Genomic DNA, 18,982 nt, shown 5'->3' on the forward strand with positions numbered 1-18,982 from the left:
AAAGAAAAAAATTAAAAAAAAAAATGAAGCGCTGATGTCGATTTCAGTCTCTCCCGTTCGTCGAAATGATAGAAGCTGAATTAGGGAAGCTGTGAAGAGCACGGCGGCGGCTTCATCCAATCCTAGGAGGAATAAAACATGAGATTTATGATGATCGTCAAAGCTACAACGGATTCCGAGGCGGGAGTTCTGCCAAGTCCGGAGCTCATCGAAGCCATGCACCGCTACAACGAGGAGCTGGCCAGAGCCGGCGTCCTGCTGGGAGGCGATGGCCTGCATCCGAGCTCCAGTGCAATCCGCATTTCTTATCCGGAGCCCGGCGGCAAACCGAAAGTGGTTGACGGGCCGTTCACCGAAGCCAAGGAGATGATCGCGGGATACACCCTGATCGAAGTCAAATCGAGAGAGGAAGCGATCGAGTGGGCGCTGCGGATGCCGGATCCCCACGGATTTGGGCAGGGTCAAATTGAGCTGAGACAGGTGTTTGAGGTGGAGGACCTGACGGATAATCCGGAAGCGATCGCCAAGGAGAACGCGCTGAGACAGCAGCTGGAGGAGCAAAGAAAAGCGTGACTTCATCCCAAACGCACCGGACCATTGACGCCATCTGGCGGATTGAATCCCCGAAGCTGATCGCCGGCCTGACGCGAATGGTCCGGGATGTGGGCCTGGCCGAGGATTTGGCCCAGGACGCGCTGGTGATCGCCCTTCAGCGGTGGCCGGAAAGCGGCATTCCTGACAATCCCGGCGCCTGGCTGATGACGGCGGCCAAACGGCGGGCCATCGATCTGCTCCGCAGAAACAAGCTTCGGGATGAGAAATACGCGGAAATGGCGCAGACGACGGAATTGTATACCGAAGATGACCTAGAGCGGAATATGGACGGGGAGATTGGCGACGATCTCCTCCGTCTGATCTTTATGACCTGCCATCCGGTGCTGTCGCAGGATGCCAGGGTTGCGCTGACGCTTCGCCTGTTATGCGGCCTGACCACGGATGAAATCGCCCGTTCCTTTTTAACGGCAGAATCGACCATCGCCCAGCGGATCGTCCGCGCCAAACGAACCTTAAGCAGCCGGAAGGTTCCTTTTGAGGTTCCGGAAGGAGAGGAGCTGCAGGAGCGCTTGAGCGCTGTGCTTGAGGTCATCTACCTGATGTTTAATGAAGGATACTCGGCGACGACCGGAGACCATTGGCTCCGCCCGCTGCTCTGCCAGGAAGCGCTGCGGCTTGGACGCGTTCTGGCCGAGATTGCCCCGGAGGAGCCGGAGGTTCACGGATTGGTGGCTTTGATGGAAATCCAGTCCTCCCGTTTCAAGACCCGGGTCAGCGCTTCCGGCGAGCCGGTGCTGTTGATGGACCAGAATCGGGCGCAGTGGGACAGGCTGCTTATCCGCCGCGGGTTGGCGGCGCTGGAGCGGTGCCGGAAGCTGGGCCGCCCGCTCGGTCCTTACGCACTTCAGGCGGCGATATCCGTCTGTCATGCGCAGGCGCCAACTGCAGCAGATACGGATTGGGCCCGCATCGCTGCCCTCTACGAGGCGCTCTCCAGGGTGGCGCCCTCCCCGATCGTCGAGCTGAACCGGGCGGTGGCCATTTCGATGGCCTTCGGTCCGGCATTCGGACTGCAGCTCGTCGATGAACTGATGCACGAGCCTGCCCTGACAGAGTATCACCTGCTGCCGAGCGTCCGCGGCGACCTTTTAGCCAAGCTCGGAAGGATGGACGAAGCCCGCTCCGAATTCGAACGGGCGGCCGCCATGACCCGCAATAGCCGTGAGCAGCAGCTGCTCTTGAAGCGGGCTACGGAGTGCGGCGGTTCACCAAATTAATTATTTTGCTGCTGTATGTCGATGAAGGACGTTCCCATTCGTCGTCATAGCAGGTGGAAGAATAAGAAGGGCAGGAAATCGCGGCCTTCGGTCTTCCTCCAACAAGGAGGGAAACGTTCATGAGATTTATGTTGATCGTCAGGGCAAACGGGCTGTCAGAAGCAGGTATTTTACACACGCACCGGTTCGAAGAAGGGATGGCTGAATATCGCAAGGCGCTGGCGCAGGCAGGCAAGCTCCTCGCTGCCGAGGAGCTCCAGCCCAGTTCAAGCGGGGTCCGAATCCGGCTCACCGGCCGGGACGCGAGTCCGGAGGTCAACCCCGGTCCATTCCCGTTGGACCATCGGCTTATCGCGGGATACGTAGTCATCGAGGCGGAAACGGCGGACGAGGCGGTGGAATGGGCGATGAAGATGCCGGTACCCGCAGGCTGTGAGGGCAGCGAAGTAGATGTCCGCGAGCTCAGGGAGTGGGTGCAGGAAGACCGGAATCCTAGGGTGTTGGCCCTGGAAGCCGACCTGCAGGAGCAGGTCCGTATGCTGAATCAGATGCAGAAATTTTTATAAGCAACCCATTCATCGTTGACAAAGGAGCGAATTATAAATGAGTCAGGAAGTCGTCGATTATATTGAGGCGTTGAAAGAACCGTGGCAAAACGAGCTGTCCACCCGTCTGCGTGAAGTGGTCCATCAGGCCTTGCCGGACGTGAGCGAGCGCATCCAGTACAAGAAACCCCATTTTTTGAAAAACGGAAAATACGCTGCCGTCATCTCCGCCTCGAAGGATGCGGTCAGCTTTACGATCTTTAATGCGGACGGGCTGGACCTCCCGGAAGGCATGTTTGAGGGACCGGCGGAAAGAAAAACGATGAAGCTGCGCAAAGGGGACTCGTTTGATGCCGGCCAGCTGTCGGCTTGGCTCAGCCAGGCTGCCGAAACGCTGTAAATGTTATCCTTAGACCCGACGCGATATGGAAACCCAAACCCTTGAATGCCAAGGGTTTTTTTGTTTTTTTTCGCAGAACCGGGAATCATTCGGGCAGGATGGGACACCCTATAACAGGTCCAGGATTGACCGCCATATTATGCTTCTTGGAGTGGTTAAAGAGCTGATGAACCGATTCAAGTCTCGTTATGCCCGTTATATTGCCGCCGCCCTGTCGACTGCATTGATTGCAGGCGCGGTCCTGCTCTACCGGAACCTTCCGGCCAAGCTGCAGCCCGAAACCAAGCCGCATTCGGTGACACAAAAAGTGGTTAAGCCCCAGCGCGAAAAAACGATTCCCGAAAAACTCGAGGAGCTCGACCGGACTTATCCGTTTGGGGAGCCTCACGAGGGCAGTGCCAGGTCCTATTGGGGGGCCGGAAAGGGCAAAAATCTCATTGTCGTTCAGCTGGAATCCTTTCAAAATTTTGTGCTGAATGCGTCGGTTCATGGACAGCAGGTAGCACCAGTTATGAAAAAGCTGTCCAAAGAAAGCTTGTATTTTCCATACATATTCCAGCAAATCGGAGTAGGCAATACGTCAGACGCCGAGTTTGCCGCCAGTACGTCGATCTACCCCATCGGGTTTTCAGCCATGTCTACAACGTATGCCGACCGAAAGCTACCGAGCCTCGCCAAGCTGATGGGCAAGAATCATTACGTTACGGCGACGTTCCATGTCAATGACGTGACCTTCTGGAACCGGGACCAAATGTATCCGGCGCTGGGGTTTCACGCGTATTATGACAAGCCCTATTTCAGCAAGGTCAAATTCAGCCGGTTCGGGGCGTCGGATGAGGAATTGTTCCGGGTCGGTATCCGTAAAATGAAAACGATGCGAAAGCTGGACAAGCGGTTCTACGCCCAATTCGTCACCGTGACGAGCCATTCTCCCTATAAAATCAAAGAAGCCGACAAGCGTCTTCATCTTCCCGACGACTTCGCCGATGGGCGCCTCGGGGACTACTTGACGGCCATCAACTATTCCGATTATGCCTTGGGGACTTTTATCGACAAGCTGAAAAGATCGGGGCTCTGGGATACTAGCGTAGTCGTGATCTATGGAGACCATTTCGGCCTTCATAAAAGGTATCATCGCCCCGCCACCGTCAGCAAAACCCTCGGCATTCCGTACCATAAGCACATCAGCACGTACAACGTGCCGCTGATCATCCACCTGCCCGGCCAGCACGAAGGTAAGAGGATCGAGCGGACCGGAGGGCAGATCGATATTTTGCCCACAGTGGCCAATGTGATGGGCATTGATTTGAAACAGGAGAATTTTACCGCATTCGGCCACGATTTGGCCAACGTCGATCACAATATTGTCGGATCGCGGTATTACATGCCGGCCGGCTCCTTTTTTAATGACGACATCGTGTTTGTCGCTGGAAAAAACGGATTTGAGGACGGAAAAGCATACGATCTCCGAACGCTGCTGCCGGTGCAGAACGTCGAGCGGTATCGACCGGACTTTGAATTTATTCAAAAGCGGATGGGGCTGTCGGACCGGTACGTGAAGCGTCTGCCCGCCAGGCCAGGCGTCAAGCTGGAATCCCAGTCGAAACAGGAGCCCGCGGGGGCCAAAGCGCCGCCTAAAGCGGAAACCGGGCCGGGAGCTAAGCCGGGTGAAAAGCAGGCAGTCAATGATGGGCCAGCCGGCCCCCGTGCCAAGCCAAGTCCAAACGGAAAAGCGGGGAAGGACGGAAGCATAGAGCGCATCAAGCAGCCTGCAGCGGATCATCCGGCACGGTAGGCGGAACATTCAACGGCATGGATTCGTCATACCAAAAAACAGCGGCCCCACCGGATGCACCGGGGACCGCTGTTTTGCCGTTAAGGGGAGTGCAGCCTGGCGGAAATCGGAACTTACTCCGCCGAATCCGATCCGGAAGCGCCGGCGCTTCCGTCTGCCGGCGGCTGGCCGCCCCGGTCCCCGGGCACACCCTGCCCGCCCGGCATCCCGGCTGAGGCGCCTTGGCCTTGACCGCCGCCCATCTGCCCTTGAGGGAACTGCCCGGGCTCGAACGGCCGGTGCACCATCTCTCCTCCGAGGTGAGCGGTGTACATCACCAGGACGACGGCTGCAAGGGTCACCACGAGGTACAGCGGGTTTCTGCCGATGTCCCGCTTTTTCCAGAGCCCAATCGCTCCGCGGACGATGCACAGCGCGATCGCCAAATACATCGTATAGACACCGTACATTGCATGAGTTTCCACGTTCGGATTGCGCATCATTTTCGGTCCGGTCAGTACCGCAGCGACCGTGCTGACCGTGCCGATGATGAGACAGATGAGGGCTGCGGAATGCCACTCCCGTTTTTTCCAGATCAGTGCAGCCAGATCAAACAGCAAGCTGAACAGCAGGAGCACGATCGGAAAATGCGTAATGATAAAATGCTTGTTATCCCATAAATAATTCATCACCATTCCTCCTCAAGTTTAATTAACACTACATAATGTAGTTTTATGTTTCCAAAAAAACGCCGCTGCCTGATATGAAACGGCAAGGCGTTGTTTTACCGCTTTATCCAATGCCAAATACGACGAATACGAATGCGATCAGTGAGACGATGCAGGGGATAAGCGGCGGACGCAGCGGCGGCTTAAAGTGCGGATCCACCAGCAGCTTCAAGCGCAGATTGATCGCATTGTCGGCAAACGAAGCGCTGCTCGGTACCAGCGTGGCGGACGTTCCCCGCTTCAGCATCACGAGCAGGGCACTGCCAAGATCGGCGACGCTCCCGGTGGCGCGAACGGCCTGCCGGTCGGCCATCAGCTCGATCAGCATTTTGTATTTGCCGATCAGCCAGCGGTAGATCGGTATGTACCAGAACGTGGTGCCGACCAGCGTCAGCAGAAAAATTTTAAGCGGATGCCTCTCGCTCAAATGGTACTTCTCGTGAGCCATGACGGCCGCGAGTTCGCTCTCGCTCAGCTCGCATATGAGACCTGTCGACAGGACGATGCGGGGCCGCAGCAGTCTCACCGTCATGGCTACCTGATCCGGATGATCGATCACAGTTAAAGCTTGGGGACCAAGACCGTGCTCTTCGCCGATCGCCTGTGATAAGTCGGGATCCAGGCAGCGGTGCAGAAGCTTCCTCCAGCGGAACGAAGCGATGCCTTCCCGGAGCCAGACGGCAAGCGACAGCAGGAGCGAGGTAAGCAGCAAAAACAGCATGACATTGATCCGGACCGGGAACCCGATAAATCGCAAAAATTCAATGCAGACATTAAAGAGGTTCGCCGGCATACGGACATGGAAAATAAACTGAACCACAAACAGCGTCATCTGCACGTAGACCAAGCCGGCCGTCAGCATGACAAAGGCGAGCATCCCTTTCGATCGCTTTTCCCACATGGCTTACCGATCCTTTTTCCATTGTTTGATTTGCTTCTCCAGCTGGTCGAGCAGGTCGGGGTCCACCTGTTCCATCGCATCGATCATATGGGCGACGGCCCGGGAACCGAACTCCTTAACCAGATCGTAGGACAGCTCTTTCGATTGTTCCTCCAGAAACTGCTCCTTCGTCAGAACGGGGCTGTACACGTAAGATTTCCCCTGAAGCTTCTTCTGCAGAATTCCCTTGTCAACAAGCCGGTTCATGACCGTCATGATCGTGTTGAAGCTCATGGGCTTGTCTTCGCTGATCTTGGCGTTCACTTCCTTGATGGTCACCGCCTCCAGGCGGCTCCAGATCACGTCCATGACCTTGGCTTCAAGCGGGCCGAAGAATCGCTCCAATCCCCGTCCTTGATAATTGAACTTGTTCATCTTCATACAGCGCACTCCCTTTACACTACAAATTATAGTGTTATGTCGGTATGCCCGTCAACCAGGACCGGAGGACTGGCTCTCCAGGCCTTCAACGCCTGCATAACCTGTGCAGCTAAAGGATATGATTTCAAGAAAAGTTCTTCTAGCAAACGGACGATGCTGTGATACAATAGGTAAGTCGTTTTTTTTGGCATACCGTAGGGAGGGAGTCACACCATTCATGAAACAGGTGCCGTTTATCGCCGTGGAAGGGCCCATTGGAGCGGGGAAAACCACGCTGGCTGTGATGCTGGCAAACAGATTGGGCTTTCCGGTGGTGAAGGAAATTGTGGAGGAAAATCCGTTCATCGAGTCATTTTACGAGAATATGGAGGACTGGAGCTTTCAGCTCGAAATGTTCTTTCTGTGCAGCCGGTACAAGCAGCTCACCCATACGGTGAACGGCTATATCGGCAAGGGACAGCCGGTGATCTCCGATTATCATATGTATAAAAACCTAATTTTTAGCGAAAGAACGCTGCACGGCGTCGAACGGGAGAAGTACCGGCAAATCTATCAGGTGCTGACCGGCGATCTGCCGAAGCCAAACGTTATTATTTATATCAGGGCCAGCCTGGATACGCTGCTGCAACGGATCGCCCGGCGGGGCCGCCCTTTTGAAGAAGGAATGGATCCCGCCTATCTCAAGCAGCTGATCGAGGACTATGATGCCGCGATGGGCAAGCTCAGTGCCGGCACAGACGGTGCATCGACGGTACTGCTGACGATTAATGGGGACGAAGTTGATTTCGTCAAGAATGAGGAACAATTTGAAACGATAGCCTCGCAAATAAAGGAGCTTGTGTATGAATCCATATAATATCCCGGATAATGCGGTCATTACGGTGGCGGGCACGGTGGGTGTCGGCAAATCGACGCTGACGGCGGCGCTGGCCGGTTCGCTCGGCTTTAAAACCTCGCTGGAGCAGGTGGACGACAATCCATACCTGGAGAAGTTCTACCACGATTTTGAGCGCTGGAGCTTCCATCTTCAAATCTATTTCCTGGCCGAGCGGTTTAAAGAGCAGAAGCGCATGTTCGAACTCGGCGGTGGCTTTGTCCAGGACCGTTCCATCTATGAGGATACCGGCATTTTCGCCAAAATGCATGCGGATAAAGGGACGATGTCGGAAACGGACTTCCGTACATATACCAGCCTCTTCGAGGCGATGGTGATGACACCTTATTTTCCGCATCCCGACGTTCTGATCTATATCGAAGGGAGTCTGCCGTCCATTTTGTCCCGAATCCGGGAACGCGGCCGCGAGATGGAAATCCAGACAGACGTGTCTTATTGGGAAGAAATGCATGAACGGTATACGGCCTGGATTAACGGATTTCATGCCTGCCCGGTGCTGCGCCTGAACATCGAGGATTATGATGTGCACGACGAGCGGTCCATGTCCGACATTTTGACGCAAGTGGGTCGAACGATTGCAGGCACGCCGGCAAAATTATAGTTATAAAGGAAGACGGATCATGCCAGTAGGTGTGGTCCGTTTTTTTAGATTATAAACGATCAGCGGAGCTGTCCAGCTCTCTCAACGGTTAACGGACGAAAGTACCGGCGGGAACATCATGAAACGCGCGTCTCCCCCGGTTAAGCAGCAGGAACACGATATACAGCAGGATCATTCCGTTCGGAATCAGAACCAATGCGGGATACGGCGGCTCCGGGACGTTCCACCATGGGTCCGGAACCAGGATGATCAGATGGGTCAGCTCCCACGGCAGCAGCTTGAGGCAGGTCCGGCCGGCGGCCTGGATGAAGGAAATGCGCCCTCCGTCCCTGCGGGTCACCGAGAGCCGCAGCAGCTTTTTGCCTAACGTCGCGCCGAAAAAATACTCCGACACGATAAAATACATCCACACGGGGAAGGACATGGTGGCGAGCACCCAGCATTCGATCTGATAGCCCTTGTCCAGCCTGTCAAATGGGAATCCTCCGGTCAGATGATAGGCCGCCAGCTGAAGACCGACGAGCACAAGCGCAAGCATGATAAAATCCAGCCCGTAGGCGGTAAGTCTTACCAAGGTCAGCTTCATGGCCGTTTCCCCTTTCCGTATCGTACGGAGCTGATGATGTTGGTCCTGCTTCTTCCAATGTACGTCGAACGCGGTTTGTCTAATCCTATTATGTATGACGGCGAGCTGCGGATCTACAACCTTTTTTTCCGACTTTTTTGAATGACGTCGCTTCCTTGAAACATTATAACGTTATGTTTACTTGTGAGTGGTTCCATGCTATCTTAAACATTATAACGTTATAATAAAAAGACAGGTGATGACATGGAGCAAACTACCGTACTCCGCCAAGTGAAGCTTGTGAGCGGAGAAGAAATCGACATCGTCATAACCAAGGGCGTCATCACCGGCATAACGGCTGCCGGCGAGGGAAAAGGCGACGCCGTATGGGACGGCCGGGGCACTTACGTGTCGAGCGGCTGGATCGATATGCACGTCCACGCCTTTCCCGAATTTGACCCTTACGGCGATGACATTGACGAAATCGGCGTCAAGCAGGGCGTCACGACGATCGTCGACGCGGGAAGCTGCGGGGCCGACCGGATTGCAGATCTGGCCGCCAGCGGGCGTGCAGCCAAGACGAATCTGCTCGCCTTCTTGAACATTTCACGGATCGGCTTGCAACGGGTGGATGAGCTGTCCCGGCTGGAATGGATTGACCGCGGCAAAGCGATCGAGGCGGTGCAGGCGTATCCGGAGCTGATCGTCGGGCTGAAGGCGCGCATCAGCCGGAGCGTCGTGAAGGAGAGCGGGCTCAAGCCGCTGCGCCTTGCCCGGGGCTTGTCGGCCGATACCGGCCTGCCGCTGATGGTGCATATCGGCTCGGCGCCGCCGGATATCCGGGACGTGATCCCCCTTCTGGAGAAGGGCGACATCATCACCCACTATTTAAACGGCAAGAGCAACAATCTGTTTGACGCAGACGGCCGTCCGCTGAACGTGCTCACCGATGCCGTGCGGCGCGGCGTCCATCTGGACGTGGGGCATGGGACGGCAAGCTTCTCCTTCCGGGTGGCTGAAGACGCAAAACGGCACGGCATTCATCCGGATACGATCAGCACGGATATTTACCGGGGCAACCGGCTGAACGGTCCCGTGTACAGCTTGGCAAATGTACTTTCCAAGTTCCTCAGCCTGGGGTATTCTCTAGAGGAAACGATCAGCAGGGTCACGGTCCGTGCGGCGCAGTGGCTTGGCAGACCCGAGCTCGGGCGGATACAGGTCGGGGATGCGGCGAATTTGAGCCTCTTTACGGTGAGCGGCGAATCCGCGCAGCTTGTAGATTCCGAGGGTGTGCACAGAACGGCCGAGCAAGTTATTACTACCAAAGGAGTGGTCATTCATGGGAAATTCATTGTTTTCTAAGTATGGGCTCAAGCGGGTCATCAATGCCAGCGGACGGATGAGCATTCTCGGCGTGTCCGCGCCGACGGACACGGTCATGGAAGCGATGAAGCAGGGCGGACAGAGCTATGTGGAAATCGCCGACCTGGTGGATAAGGCAGGCGATCACATTGCCGGAGTTCTCGGCTCGGAGGCGGCGGTCATCGTCAACTCGGCATCCAGCGGCATCGCCTTGTCGGTGGCCGGTATCGTTACGCAGGGAAACCGCCGCCGGAGCGAACAGCTGCATAAGGAGCCGATCGCGAAAAACGAAATTATCATTCTTAAAGGTCATAACGTGCAGTACGGCGCTCCGGTGGAAACGATGGTCTACCTCGGCGGCGGCAAGCTGGTCGAGGTCGGATATGCCAATGAGGGACGCGCGGAGCATATCGAAGACGCGGTGACGGACATGACGGCTGCCATTTTGTACGTAAAATCGCATCATGCCGTACAAAAAAACATGATCTCTGTTGAAGAAGCGTGGGAAGCCGCCAAGCGGGCAGGCGTCCCGCTGATTGTCGACGCTGCGGCGGAAGAAGACCTCCAGAAGTACGTGAAGTGCTCGGATCTGGCAATTTACAGTGGCTCCAAGGCGATCGAAGGACCGACCTCCGGCATTGTGGCGGGTAAACGGGAATATATCGAGTGGGTGAAGGTCCAGCTGCACGGTATCGGACGAAGCATGAAGGTGGGCAAGGAAACGTCGTTCGGCCTGCTGCAGGCGCTGGACGAATATAGGGTCAAAGTCGACCGGAGCGAGGAGGAGAAAGCTTCGCTGCAGGCGCTGATGCCGCTGAACGACATTCCCGGGGTCCGGGTAACGATCGTGCAGGATGAGGCCGGCCGGGCCATTTACCGGGCGCGGGTGCAGATCGATCCGCAGCAGGCGGGAACGACCGCCAAGGATGTGAACGACGGCTTGAGGCAGGGCGCCATTGCGATATATACCCGGGATTACGGCGTAAGACAGGGGTATTTTGACATCGATCCAAGGCCGTTGATGGGCGATGACATGACGGTGATTGAATCGCGAATCCGTGAATTGACAGGAGGAAAATAAAATGTCCCACATAGAGAAGAGATGGTATAAGGGTCGTGTCGCCCTGAACGTACTGGCGAAGGATATCGCGAACGCCAAGGAGATTTTTGAAGCGGCCGAAGGCCATGTGCTTGTCGGCGTCCTGTCGAAGAACTACGCCAGCGTGGAAGAAGCTGTGGCGGCGATGAAGCAGTACGGCGAGGCGATCGACGAGGCGGTGTCGATCGGGCTTGGGGCCGGGGACAACCGCCAGGCTGCGGTCGTGGCAGAGATCGCCAAGCATTATCCCGGCAGCCACATCAATCAGGTTTTCCCGGCGGTCGGCGCGACCCGGGCGAACCTCGGGGCGAAGGACAGCTGGATCAACAGCCTTGTATCGCCATGCGGCCGTCCGGGCTATGTTAACATTTCGACCGGTCCATTCAGCGCGGCGCAGTCCGAGCCCGCCATCATTCCCGTAGCGGCAGCGATCGCGCTGGTGCGCGATATGGGCGGGAATGCGCTCAAGTATTTCCCGATGCAGGGGCTTTCGCGCGAGGATGAGTATCGTGAAGTCGTGAGGGCATGCGCTGCGGAAGGCTTTGCTCTGGAGCCGACCGGCGGCATCGACATGGACAATTTCGAAGCCATTCTCCGCATCGCGCTGGAAGGCGGCGTGCCGCAGGTCATTCCGCATGTGTATTCTTCCATCATCGACAAAGATACGGGCAATACCAACATCATGCATGTCCGGACGCTGACTGGAATCATGAAGAAGCTGGCTGACGACTATGCCTAAGCGCATCGCGGCTTTCGGGGAAGTGATGATGCGCCTGACGGTTCCGGGAGTTGAACTGCTGTCCCAGTCCGGGACGCTGCATTACACGTTCTCCGGCACCGGAGTCAATGTGGCTTCCGCGCTGTCTCGTATGGGCCACGAAGGGATGCTTGTGACCCGCCTGCCGGACAATCCGCTGGGCGATGCGGCGGCAGCCTATCTCCGCAAGCTCGGCATCGGCCTCTCCTTTGCCGGCCGCGGCGGAAAGTACCTCGGAATGTACTTTCTCGAGAACGGCTTTGGCGTCCGGCCGAGCCGGGTCACGTATACGAACCGGCTGGAGAGCAGCTTCAACACCGCCCCGGAGGGAACGTACGATTTTGCCGATATTGCAAGCCGAGTGAACGCCGTTCACTTCTGCGGGATTGCCCTGGCTATGAACGACGGAGTGCGCGCACATATGAAGGCGCTCGCCCGGGCGGTGAAGCAGCAGGGCGGCACGGTCATATTTGACTGCAACTACCGTCCTTCCCTGTGGGGGGAAGACGGATATGACCGGGCACGACCGCATTACGAGGAGATGCTCCGCCTGTCGGACGTCGTCCTGATGAACGAGCGGGACGCCATGCTGACGCTTGGCCTTCATACGGAGAAGGAGGCGCGCCGGGAGCAGCTGGAAGAGCTGATTCCCCAGGCAGCGCGGACGTTCGGCATCCGCACGGTCGCCGGGACCCACCGCTTCGTGAACGGCGACAATTCCCATTCGCTGCAAGGATTTATGTTCACCAGCGGACAATTTGCGTATTCGGACCTGCTGACGTTCGCCGTCTATGATAGAATAGGGGCAGGAGATGCTTTTGCCAGCGGAATCATCCATGGCGAGCTGGAAGGTCTGCCGCCGGAGACGACGGTGCGTTATGCGGCGGCCGCCGGCATGCTGGCCCATACGGTGGCGGGCGATACGCCGATGTCTACCGCGCAGGACATTCTCAAGGCGATGACGGCATCCGCAGGTGACGTAGAAAGGTAGTGGAGCTGCTGTGAGCTTATCCCGCAAAGATAGGCCGTTGTACATACAAATCAAGCATATTTTGAAGGAACGGATTTTGCACGGCGTTTACCCCAAAGGGGAAAATATCCCTTCGGAGCCGCAGCTGGAGAAGGAATTTGCGGTCAGCAAAATTACGATCCGGGCCGCCGTTTCGGAGCTGGTCAGCGAGGGCTTTCTGGAGAAGGGCAGCGGCCGGGGAACGAAGGTAATCCGCAATACATCGGTATCCAAGCTGGCCAAGTGGAAGCATTTCACGGAAGTGCTGGTGGAGGAAGGGCATCAGATCCGGAAGCTGTGGCTTCAAGTCAAGCGCGTGACCAATGACGAATCGTCGGAAGCTTGGCGGCTGCTGGGAGAGACCAGCTTACTGCTGGAACGGGTGTATTTCCTGGATGACCGGCCGTACATTTATTACACGCATTATGTGACCCCGGATGCCGGCGAGGTGGATATGGACGACCTGAACGCCATGTCCCTGTATGAATGGCTCGAGGGGCGGGATATTCCCCTGGGCAATCTGCGGGATGAGTTTACGGTAGCCGTCCCGCCGGAACATGTGCAAAAGACGCTCGGCCTGGACGGGGGAACCCCGGTCCTCAAAAGGCTGCGTTACTCCTATGATGAGCTGGGCCAGGTGATCGAATACAGCATCGGTTACTATCATACCGGCCTTCAAAATTATGTGGTCACCTACGACAGATAGCGGCAGTACGGGCTGTTCCCGAAGCGGATTCATCCGTTTTTTGGAACAGCCTTTTTTGTTTTTGGTTCTTTTTTGGCGGAACCGCCGCCGCAGAATTTTGACGCCACGCAATCGCAGGTTTATGATATGATCAATTTACGGTTGTAAAATTTGGAGCCAAAATTTGCAGAGGAGGGACTTGGATTGGCGAAGCTAAAAGATATTGCCGAACGGGTGGGCGTGTCCATTTCTACCGTATCCCGGGCGATCAGCAATGACACCAGCCGGCCGGTCAGTGAGGAAACGAAGCAGAAGATCCGGGAAGCGGCCCAAGAGCTGGGGTACAAATGGCACGGATCGCCGAAAGGCGCGCCGCAGCAGGTTGTCGAGACCAAGCGGATCGCCTGCATCGTTCCCCAGCATCTGATGGACGATCATCCGTATTTCTCCAAGGTGCTGGCCGGCTTCCATGAGAAGATGGAAGAGATGGGACAGCCGCCGGCGATGGTCCGCACATCGGAGGAAGTGTCGGATGCCGAGAGGCTGAAGCAGATGCTGAGGGAAACCGGGGCGGAGGGCGTCGTGGCCATCAGCTGGTATGACGAGGAGCTGTTCGGGCTGATTCAGAAGGAAGGGATCGCCATCCTGGGCGTGAGCCTGAACGACGATAGGCTGTCGGTGCCCGTCGTGGACTGCGACCGGATCTTCTCCTCACGGGCGGCCGTGCGCCACTTGATCGAACAGGGACATACACGGATCGGATTTGTCGGTGGTCCTGCCTATTCCAGGCAGATGGAGAGCGAGGAGCGTTTTGTCGGGTATAAATTCGCCATGCTGGAGGAGGGACTTGCCCTGCACCAGGACTGGCTGATCAATACGGGCTGGAACGTGGACCGCAGCTACAGCGGGGTGAGCGATTTGCTGAGCCGGCTTCCGAAAGCGGAATGGCCGACGGCGATCTTCTGCGCCAGCGACATGCTGGCGATCCCGGCGATGCGGGCCGTTGTGGAGCGTGAGGGCCGGATCCCGCAGGATATCGCGATCGTCGGCATGGACAATATTGATGTCGCCCAATATACAACGCCTCCGTTAACTTCAGTTTCGGTGCCCAAGCATGAAATCGGCCGGGTTGCCGCCAAATCGATTGTCGACTATTTGGACGGGCACTATCCGGCAGGGACCAAGATTTTGCTGTCCTGTGCATTGATCGTCAGAGAGTCGTCCAGTTACAGCAGAAAATGACTTTATATGTTCGATAATATTACATAATAATAACGCAATTTTGTGGGCAGCATCGGCTGGGAGTAGGTTCCGGCGGATGCTTTTTTGCATTTTTAAGCAAAATTTGAGCGGTTTTGAAACCAAAACAATCCAAAATAATGTTTGACATCCCCAAAAAGCTATATTATGATGAGGAAAAATTAAACAACGTTTGGATTGGTTTTCATCCTTTTGGAGTGATCGAAATCCAAACTTTCCGCGAACCATATATTATATGATTGCGTTTTCATATACTTTAAATAAAGGATTTATGAAAATGAGGTCATTCCTCCCTTTAACGATGACTCCCCGGGATATCCCGGTTTTGTCCTATAAATGATTGTTTATATCCAAAATTAATCCAAATTAAATTCGAATATTTATCCAAAAATAATCCAAACCACTCCTTTCCTGTAAGCGACACATCTCCAAGCTCAGTTCCAATTGCTGTTATGTCATTTTATATTACATATAAACGGATCGTTAGTTTGCGATCCCCAGTCATGACAGGGTTTGCGCTTATCCTATCCTTCATTCGAGGTGATGTCGTATGGCTGACATTCAAGTACAACCCGCCGTGCAGGCGGCAGCCGGCAAAAAACGCAAGGCGTTGAAGTGGAACCGGATCTACCGGAACTGGCAGCTCTATTTGCTGATTTCCCCGGTGATCGCTTATTACATCCTGTTCCAATATGTTCCGATGTACGGCATCCAAATCGCCTTCAAGGACTTTATTGCGACCAAAGGCATTTGGGGCAGCCCATGGGTCGGTTTTGACCACTTTGAGCGTTTCTTTCACAGCTATTTTTTCTGGCGGCTGATGAAAAATACGCTGGGCATTGGCCTGTACAGCCTGGCCGTCGGTTTTCCGATCCCGATCATCCTCGCTCTCCTGATGAACGAGGTAAGGGCCGAGAAATTCAAAAAATTCGTACAGACCGTTACCTACGCGCCGCATTTCCTGTCTACCGTCGTCGTCGTCGGCATGATGATGATTTTTCTGTCGCCGCGCTACGGGATGGTCAACCATGCCATTCAGCTGTTCGGGGGCCAGCCGATCAATTTCATGACCGAGCCCGCCTGGTTCAAATCGCTGTATGTGCTCTCCGACGTATGGCAGACGATGGGCTGGAGCTCGATCATTTATTTGGCCGCCCTGGCCGGAATTGACAACCAGCTGCATGAAGCGGCCCGCGTCGATGGCGCCACCCGGCTCCAGCGGATCTGGCACATCAACATCCCCGGCATTATGCCGACGATCGTCATCCTGCTCATTTTGAACATCGGCAGCATCATGGGTGTCGGGTTCGAGAAGGTGCTGCTGATGCAGAACAATCTGAATTTGGAAACCTCCGACATCATCGCCACCTATGTGTACCGCAGCGGGATCCAGAACGCCGAATACAGCTTTTCCGCCGCAATCGGATTGTTCAATTCCGTCATCAACTTCGTGCTGCTGGTCGTCGTGAATCAGATTTCCCGGCGTATCAGCGAGACAAGTCTATGGTAGGGGAGGCATGAGGCATGCTTATCGAATCCAAGGGAGACCGCATTTTTAACGTCATCAACTACGTCATCCTGATCCTGGTCACGCTGGTGGTGCTGTATCCGCTGGTGTTTGTGCTCAGTGCTTCCTTAAGTGACCCGCAGACGGTGCTGCGCGGCGAAATGCTGCTGTGGCCCAAGGGCATCAACCTGAACTCATACGAGAAAATTTTCCAGAACAAGGACATCATCAGCGGCTTTACCAACACGCTTATTTACACGACGCTGGGGACGGCGATCAATCTCGTCATGACGATTTTGGCGGCCTATCCGTTGTCCCGCCGAGACTTTGTGGGACGAAACGGCATTATGGCGCTGCTGGTGTTCACGATGTTTTTCAGCGGCGGCCTGATCCCTACATACCTGCTGATCAAAAACCTCGGCATGCTGAACACCCTCTGGGTCATGATCATTCCGAACGCCGTCTCCATTTGGAACATCATCATTATGCGGACCTTCTTCCAGCAGTCCATCCCGCATGAGCTGCAGGAGGCGGCGACGATCGACGGCTGCTCCAACATTCAGATTCTGACGCGCATTATGCTGCCGCTCTCGATGCCGATCATCGCGGTCACGATCTTGTTTTATGCGGTCGGCCATTGGAACGCGTTTTTTAACGCGCTGCTCTACCTGACGGATAAGGACAAGTTCCCGCTGCAGCTGGTGCTCCGCGAAATTTTGATCCAGGGGCAGACAAACGACATGGTCAAAATGTCGACCGAATCGGCGATCAAGCAGCAGCGCGAGGTGGAAGGCATCAAATACGCCGTGCTGGTGGTGGCCAACATTCCGGTGCTTGTGCTGTACCCGTTCCTGCAGCGTTATTTTGTCAAAGGCGTCATGATCGGAGCCATCAAAGGATAATTCCTTGCATGGATAAATGATGGAATCGTGGTTGGAATCAGAACAAAGGGAGGAATCTTGGATGAAGCTGAAGCAATGGGGGAGTCTGCTGCTGACCTGCGTGCTGACGGTATCGCTGGCGGCGGGCTGCAGCTCGGGGGACAAGGAAGGCGGCGCAGCCGCGGAATCGAAGGGCGGGGGATCGGCCGGGGGACAGGTTAATGAGACCGGGATGCCGATCGTAACCGACAAGCTGACGGTGACCGCTTTTGCGGGCAAGTTTTTCGCCAATGCCGACTGGAACAACATCAAGCTGTGGCAGGAATACGAGAAAATGACCAACATTCACGTCCAGTGGGACACGGTCCAGAAGGACAATCTGGCGGAGAAGCGCAATCTGCTGCTGGCCGGCGGCGATTACCCGGAAATGTTCTACGCCTCCGCGTTTCCACGGGCAGACTTGCTCAAATACGGCAAACAGGGCGCCTTTCTTCCGCTGAACGACCTGATCGACAAATACGCGCCCAACTTTAAAGCGCTGATGAAGAAGTACCCGATCATCGAAAAAGGCATCACGATGCCGGACGGCAACATATACGGCCTGCCGACGCTGTACGATCCGGAATTCAAGTCCGTGCTGTACGGGACGCCATGGGTGAAAAGCGAGTGGCTCACCAAGCTGGGCTTGAAGGAGCCGCAGACGCTGGATGAATTTTATAACATGCTGAAGGCGTTTAAGGAGAATGATCCGAACGGTAACGGACAGAAGGACGAAATCGCATGGGGTGCGGTCGGAGCGGCTGGCCTGGTCAATTACCTGCGCGGCTCTTTCGGCCTGAACAACCACGGTACGTCAAATATTTATGTCGATACCGATCCGGAAAGCGGCAAAGTCCGATTTATCCCGACCGATCCGCGCTACAAAGAGCTGCTTCAGTACGTCAACAAGCTCTACAAGGACGGCCTGCTGGAACAGGACATCATGTCGGTCAAGAGCACCGAAGTCGATGCAAAAGGGATGGAAGGGCTGATCGGGGTAGTGGATAATGTCGACCCGGTGGCGATTTACAACCAGAAGGGCTATGTCGGGCTGCCGGTGCTCAAGGGGCCGCATGGCGACCAAATGTTCAGCGCGACCGGATCGCCGCTCGGCAACATTGGGATGTTTGTACTGACCGATAAAGCGAAAAATCCAGAGGCGTTGATGCGCTGGATGGACTATTTTTACGGCGACGAAGGCATCAAGATGTTCTTCATGGGCTGGAAAGATGAGACTTATAAAGAAAACGCGGACGGCAGCGTGGATTACGTGGACGACATCAAAAACAACCCGAACGGCCTGAATCTGGACCAGGCGGTAGGGCAGTACCTGATTTGGCCAGGCGGCTATTATCCCGGCTTCGTCACCCAGAAGTACTTCAAAGGAGCCGAAGGGCTGCCGACGTCCGTGGACAATGCCAAAAAAGCGGAGCCGCATGTCGTGCCGCAGGATCAAATCTGGCCGCCGTTCAACTTCACCGCCGAGGAGCAGGCCGACCTGACGGGCATCCAGACGGATATTACGACCTATGTCGACGAAATGCGCGACAAATTCATATCTGGCAACGCCTCTTTTGACGAGTGGGATGCGTACGTGTCCACGCTGCAAAAAATGGGCCTGGACCGCTACATCGCCATCTATCAGTCGGCGGCCGACCGTTATTCCAAGTAATTGCAATGGATAGGTTGAACCCAGTTCAATGGTTCAACTGATATAGT

At 55.5% G+C, this 18,982-nt stretch carries 20 protein-coding genes; 16 read left to right on the forward strand and 4 right to left on the reverse strand.

What is annotated here, in order from left to right; genetic code table 11:
* The first annotated feature begins 138 nt into the window (after positions 1–138).
* The 5 genes from IAE55_RS20335 to IAE55_RS20355 all read left to right on the forward strand — a co-directional run bounded on the left by IAE55_RS20335 (position 139) and on the right by IAE55_RS20355 (position 4,572).
* Positions 139–573 carry a YciI family protein gene (locus tag IAE55_RS20335; RefSeq protein ID WP_089546426.1) on the forward strand — a complete coding sequence of 145 codons (435 nt, stop codon included), beginning with the start codon at positions 139–141 and terminating at the stop codon, positions 571–573.
* Entirely contained in the window at positions 570–1,832 is a 1,263-nt protein-coding gene (locus IAE55_RS20340) for an RNA polymerase sigma factor (RefSeq protein ID WP_200633728.1), read from the forward strand. Before IAE55_RS20335 ends, IAE55_RS20340 begins: the two co-directional genes overlap by 4 nt.
* A 119-nt stretch (positions 1,833–1,951) precedes the next feature.
* Positions 1,952–2,398: a YciI family protein gene (locus tag IAE55_RS20345; protein ID WP_200633729.1), complete on the forward strand. Its 447-nt coding sequence runs from the start codon at positions 1,952–1,954 to the stop codon at positions 2,396–2,398.
* Between the two features lie 37 nt (positions 2,399–2,435).
* Positions 2,436–2,777 carry a DUF1801 domain-containing protein gene (locus tag IAE55_RS20350; RefSeq protein ID WP_145022215.1) on the forward strand — a complete coding sequence of 114 codons (342 nt, stop codon included), beginning with the start codon at positions 2,436–2,438 and terminating at the stop codon, positions 2,775–2,777.
* Between the two features lie 166 nt (positions 2,778–2,943).
* Positions 2,944–4,572, forward strand: a complete 1,629-nt coding sequence (locus IAE55_RS20355; RefSeq protein ID WP_200633730.1) for an LTA synthase family protein — start codon at positions 2,944–2,946, stop codon at positions 4,570–4,572.
* A gap of 113 nt (positions 4,573–4,685) precedes the next feature.
* On the opposite strand, the gene IAE55_RS20360 is transcribed toward IAE55_RS20355, so the two are convergent.
* From IAE55_RS20360 to IAE55_RS20370, 3 genes are all read right to left on the reverse strand, one after another.
* Complete coding sequence (locus tag IAE55_RS20360; protein WP_200633731.1) at positions 4,686–5,240, reverse strand: DUF2231 domain-containing protein; 555 nt, start codon at positions 5,238–5,240, stop codon at positions 4,686–4,688.
* A 103-nt stretch (positions 5,241–5,343) separates the two neighbouring features.
* Positions 5,344–6,180, reverse strand: a complete 837-nt coding sequence (locus tag IAE55_RS20365) for a M56 family metallopeptidase (protein WP_200633732.1) — start codon at positions 6,178–6,180, stop codon at positions 5,344–5,346.
* 3 nt (positions 6,181–6,183) lie between these two features.
* Positions 6,184–6,600: a BlaI/MecI/CopY family transcriptional regulator gene (locus IAE55_RS20370; RefSeq protein ID WP_089546433.1), complete on the reverse strand. Its 417-nt coding sequence runs from the start codon at positions 6,598–6,600 to the stop codon at positions 6,184–6,186.
* Between the two features lie 217 nt (positions 6,601–6,817).
* On the opposite strand from IAE55_RS20370, the gene IAE55_RS20375 reads away from it, so the two are divergent.
* Together IAE55_RS20375 and IAE55_RS20380 are read left to right on the forward strand one after the other, a co-directional pair.
* Positions 6,818–7,456 carry a deoxynucleoside kinase gene (locus IAE55_RS20375; RefSeq protein ID WP_200633733.1) on the forward strand — a complete coding sequence of 213 codons (639 nt, stop codon included), beginning with the start codon at positions 6,818–6,820 and terminating at the stop codon, positions 7,454–7,456.
* On the forward strand, positions 7,443–8,096 hold the full coding sequence (locus IAE55_RS20380) for a deoxynucleoside kinase (protein ID WP_152402025.1): 654 nt from the start codon (positions 7,443–7,445) through the stop codon (positions 8,094–8,096). The genes IAE55_RS20375 and IAE55_RS20380 overlap by 14 nt, the downstream gene beginning before the upstream one ends.
* Before the next feature lie 88 nt (positions 8,097–8,184).
* Here the strand turns inward: IAE55_RS20380 and IAE55_RS20385 are convergent, their stop codons facing one another.
* On the reverse strand, positions 8,185–8,682 hold the full coding sequence (locus IAE55_RS20385; RefSeq protein ID WP_200633734.1) for an RDD family protein: 498 nt from the start codon (positions 8,680–8,682) through the stop codon (positions 8,185–8,187).
* A gap of 243 nt (positions 8,683–8,925) precedes the next feature.
* Here IAE55_RS20385 and IAE55_RS20390 point away from each other — a divergent pair, with 243 nt between their 5' ends.
* From IAE55_RS20390 to IAE55_RS20430, 9 genes are all read left to right on the forward strand, one after another.
* Positions 8,926–10,026 carry an amidohydrolase/deacetylase family metallohydrolase gene (locus IAE55_RS20390; RefSeq protein ID WP_200633735.1) on the forward strand — a complete coding sequence of 367 codons (1,101 nt, stop codon included), beginning with the start codon at positions 8,926–8,928 and terminating at the stop codon, positions 10,024–10,026.
* Positions 10,004–11,107, forward strand: a complete 1,104-nt coding sequence (locus IAE55_RS20395; RefSeq protein ID WP_200633736.1) for a DgaE family pyridoxal phosphate-dependent ammonia lyase — start codon at positions 10,004–10,006, stop codon at positions 11,105–11,107. Before IAE55_RS20390 ends, IAE55_RS20395 begins: the two co-directional genes overlap by 23 nt.
* A 1-nt stretch (position 11,108) precedes the next feature.
* Positions 11,109–11,864: a 2-dehydro-3-deoxy-phosphogluconate aldolase gene (gene dagF, locus IAE55_RS20400; RefSeq protein WP_200633737.1), complete on the forward strand. Its 756-nt coding sequence runs from the start codon at positions 11,109–11,111 to the stop codon at positions 11,862–11,864.
* A complete protein-coding gene (locus tag IAE55_RS20405; protein WP_200633738.1) occupies positions 11,857–12,873 on the forward strand; it encodes a sugar kinase in 1,017 nt (338 codons plus the stop codon). The genes dagF and IAE55_RS20405 overlap by 8 nt, the downstream gene beginning before the upstream one ends.
* A gap of 10 nt (positions 12,874–12,883) precedes the next feature.
* Complete coding sequence (locus tag IAE55_RS20410; RefSeq protein WP_076168559.1) at positions 12,884–13,597, forward strand: GntR family transcriptional regulator; 714 nt, start codon at positions 12,884–12,886, stop codon at positions 13,595–13,597.
* A gap of 183 nt (positions 13,598–13,780) precedes the next feature.
* A complete protein-coding gene (locus IAE55_RS20415) occupies positions 13,781–14,818 on the forward strand; it encodes a LacI family DNA-binding transcriptional regulator (protein ID WP_200633739.1) in 1,038 nt (345 codons plus the stop codon).
* 568 nt (positions 14,819–15,386) lie between these two features.
* Positions 15,387–16,346, forward strand: a complete 960-nt coding sequence (locus tag IAE55_RS20420) for an ABC transporter permease (protein ID WP_200633740.1) — start codon at positions 15,387–15,389, stop codon at positions 16,344–16,346.
* Between the two features lie 14 nt (positions 16,347–16,360).
* Entirely contained in the window at positions 16,361–17,245 is an 885-nt protein-coding gene (locus IAE55_RS20425; protein ID WP_200633741.1) for a carbohydrate ABC transporter permease, read from the forward strand.
* Between the two features lie 61 nt (positions 17,246–17,306).
* Positions 17,307–18,935, forward strand: a complete 1,629-nt coding sequence (locus tag IAE55_RS20430; protein ID WP_200633742.1) for an extracellular solute-binding protein — start codon at positions 17,307–17,309, stop codon at positions 18,933–18,935.
* Positions 18,936–18,982: the final 47 nt, after the last annotated feature.

The organism is Paenibacillus sp. S28 (genome assembly GCF_016624415.1).
Lineage (GTDB): Bacteria > Bacillota > Bacilli > Paenibacillales > Paenibacillaceae > Paenibacillus_AQ > Paenibacillus_AQ favisporus.

What these genes read in the sequence shown, in the direction of transcription:
- IAE55_RS20335 (WP_089546426.1), top strand. Translation starts at nt 139, where the DNA reads ATGAGATTTATGATGATCGTCAAAGCTACAACGGATTCCGAGGCGGGA.
- IAE55_RS20345 (WP_200633729.1), top strand. Translation starts at nt 1,952, where the DNA reads ATGAGATTTATGTTGATCGTCAGGGCAAACGGGCTGTCAGAAGCAGGT.
- IAE55_RS20350 (WP_145022215.1), top strand. Translation starts at nt 2,436, where the DNA reads ATGAGTCAGGAAGTCGTCGATTATATTGAGGCGTTGAAAGAACCGTGG.
- IAE55_RS20355 (WP_200633730.1), top strand. Translation starts at nt 2,944, where the DNA reads ATGAACCGATTCAAGTCTCGTTATGCCCGTTATATTGCCGCCGCCCTG.
- IAE55_RS20360 (WP_200633731.1), bottom strand. Translation starts at nt 5,240, where the DNA reads ATGAATTATTTATGGGATAACAAGCATTTTATCATTACGCATTTTCCG.
- IAE55_RS20365 (WP_200633732.1), bottom strand. Translation starts at nt 6,180, where the DNA reads ATGTGGGAAAAGCGATCGAAAGGGATGCTCGCCTTTGTCATGCTGACG.
- IAE55_RS20370 (WP_089546433.1), bottom strand. Translation starts at nt 6,600, where the DNA reads ATGAAGATGAACAAGTTCAATTATCAAGGACGGGGATTGGAGCGATTC.
- IAE55_RS20375 (WP_200633733.1), top strand. Translation starts at nt 6,818, where the DNA reads ATGAAACAGGTGCCGTTTATCGCCGTGGAAGGGCCCATTGGAGCGGGG.
- IAE55_RS20380 (WP_152402025.1), top strand. Translation starts at nt 7,443, where the DNA reads ATGAATCCATATAATATCCCGGATAATGCGGTCATTACGGTGGCGGGC.
- IAE55_RS20385 (WP_200633734.1), bottom strand. Translation starts at nt 8,682, where the DNA reads ATGAAGCTGACCTTGGTAAGACTTACCGCCTACGGGCTGGATTTTATC.
- IAE55_RS20390 (WP_200633735.1), top strand. Translation starts at nt 8,926, where the DNA reads ATGGAGCAAACTACCGTACTCCGCCAAGTGAAGCTTGTGAGCGGAGAA.
- IAE55_RS20395 (WP_200633736.1), top strand. Translation starts at nt 10,004, where the DNA reads ATGGGAAATTCATTGTTTTCTAAGTATGGGCTCAAGCGGGTCATCAAT.
- dagF (WP_200633737.1), top strand. Translation starts at nt 11,109, where the DNA reads ATGTCCCACATAGAGAAGAGATGGTATAAGGGTCGTGTCGCCCTGAAC.
- IAE55_RS20405 (WP_200633738.1), top strand. Translation starts at nt 11,857, where the DNA reads ATGCCTAAGCGCATCGCGGCTTTCGGGGAAGTGATGATGCGCCTGACG.
- IAE55_RS20420 (WP_200633740.1), top strand. Translation starts at nt 15,387, where the DNA reads ATGGCTGACATTCAAGTACAACCCGCCGTGCAGGCGGCAGCCGGCAAA.
- IAE55_RS20425 (WP_200633741.1), top strand. Translation starts at nt 16,361, where the DNA reads ATGCTTATCGAATCCAAGGGAGACCGCATTTTTAACGTCATCAACTAC.
- IAE55_RS20430 (WP_200633742.1), top strand. Translation starts at nt 17,307, where the DNA reads ATGAAGCTGAAGCAATGGGGGAGTCTGCTGCTGACCTGCGTGCTGACG.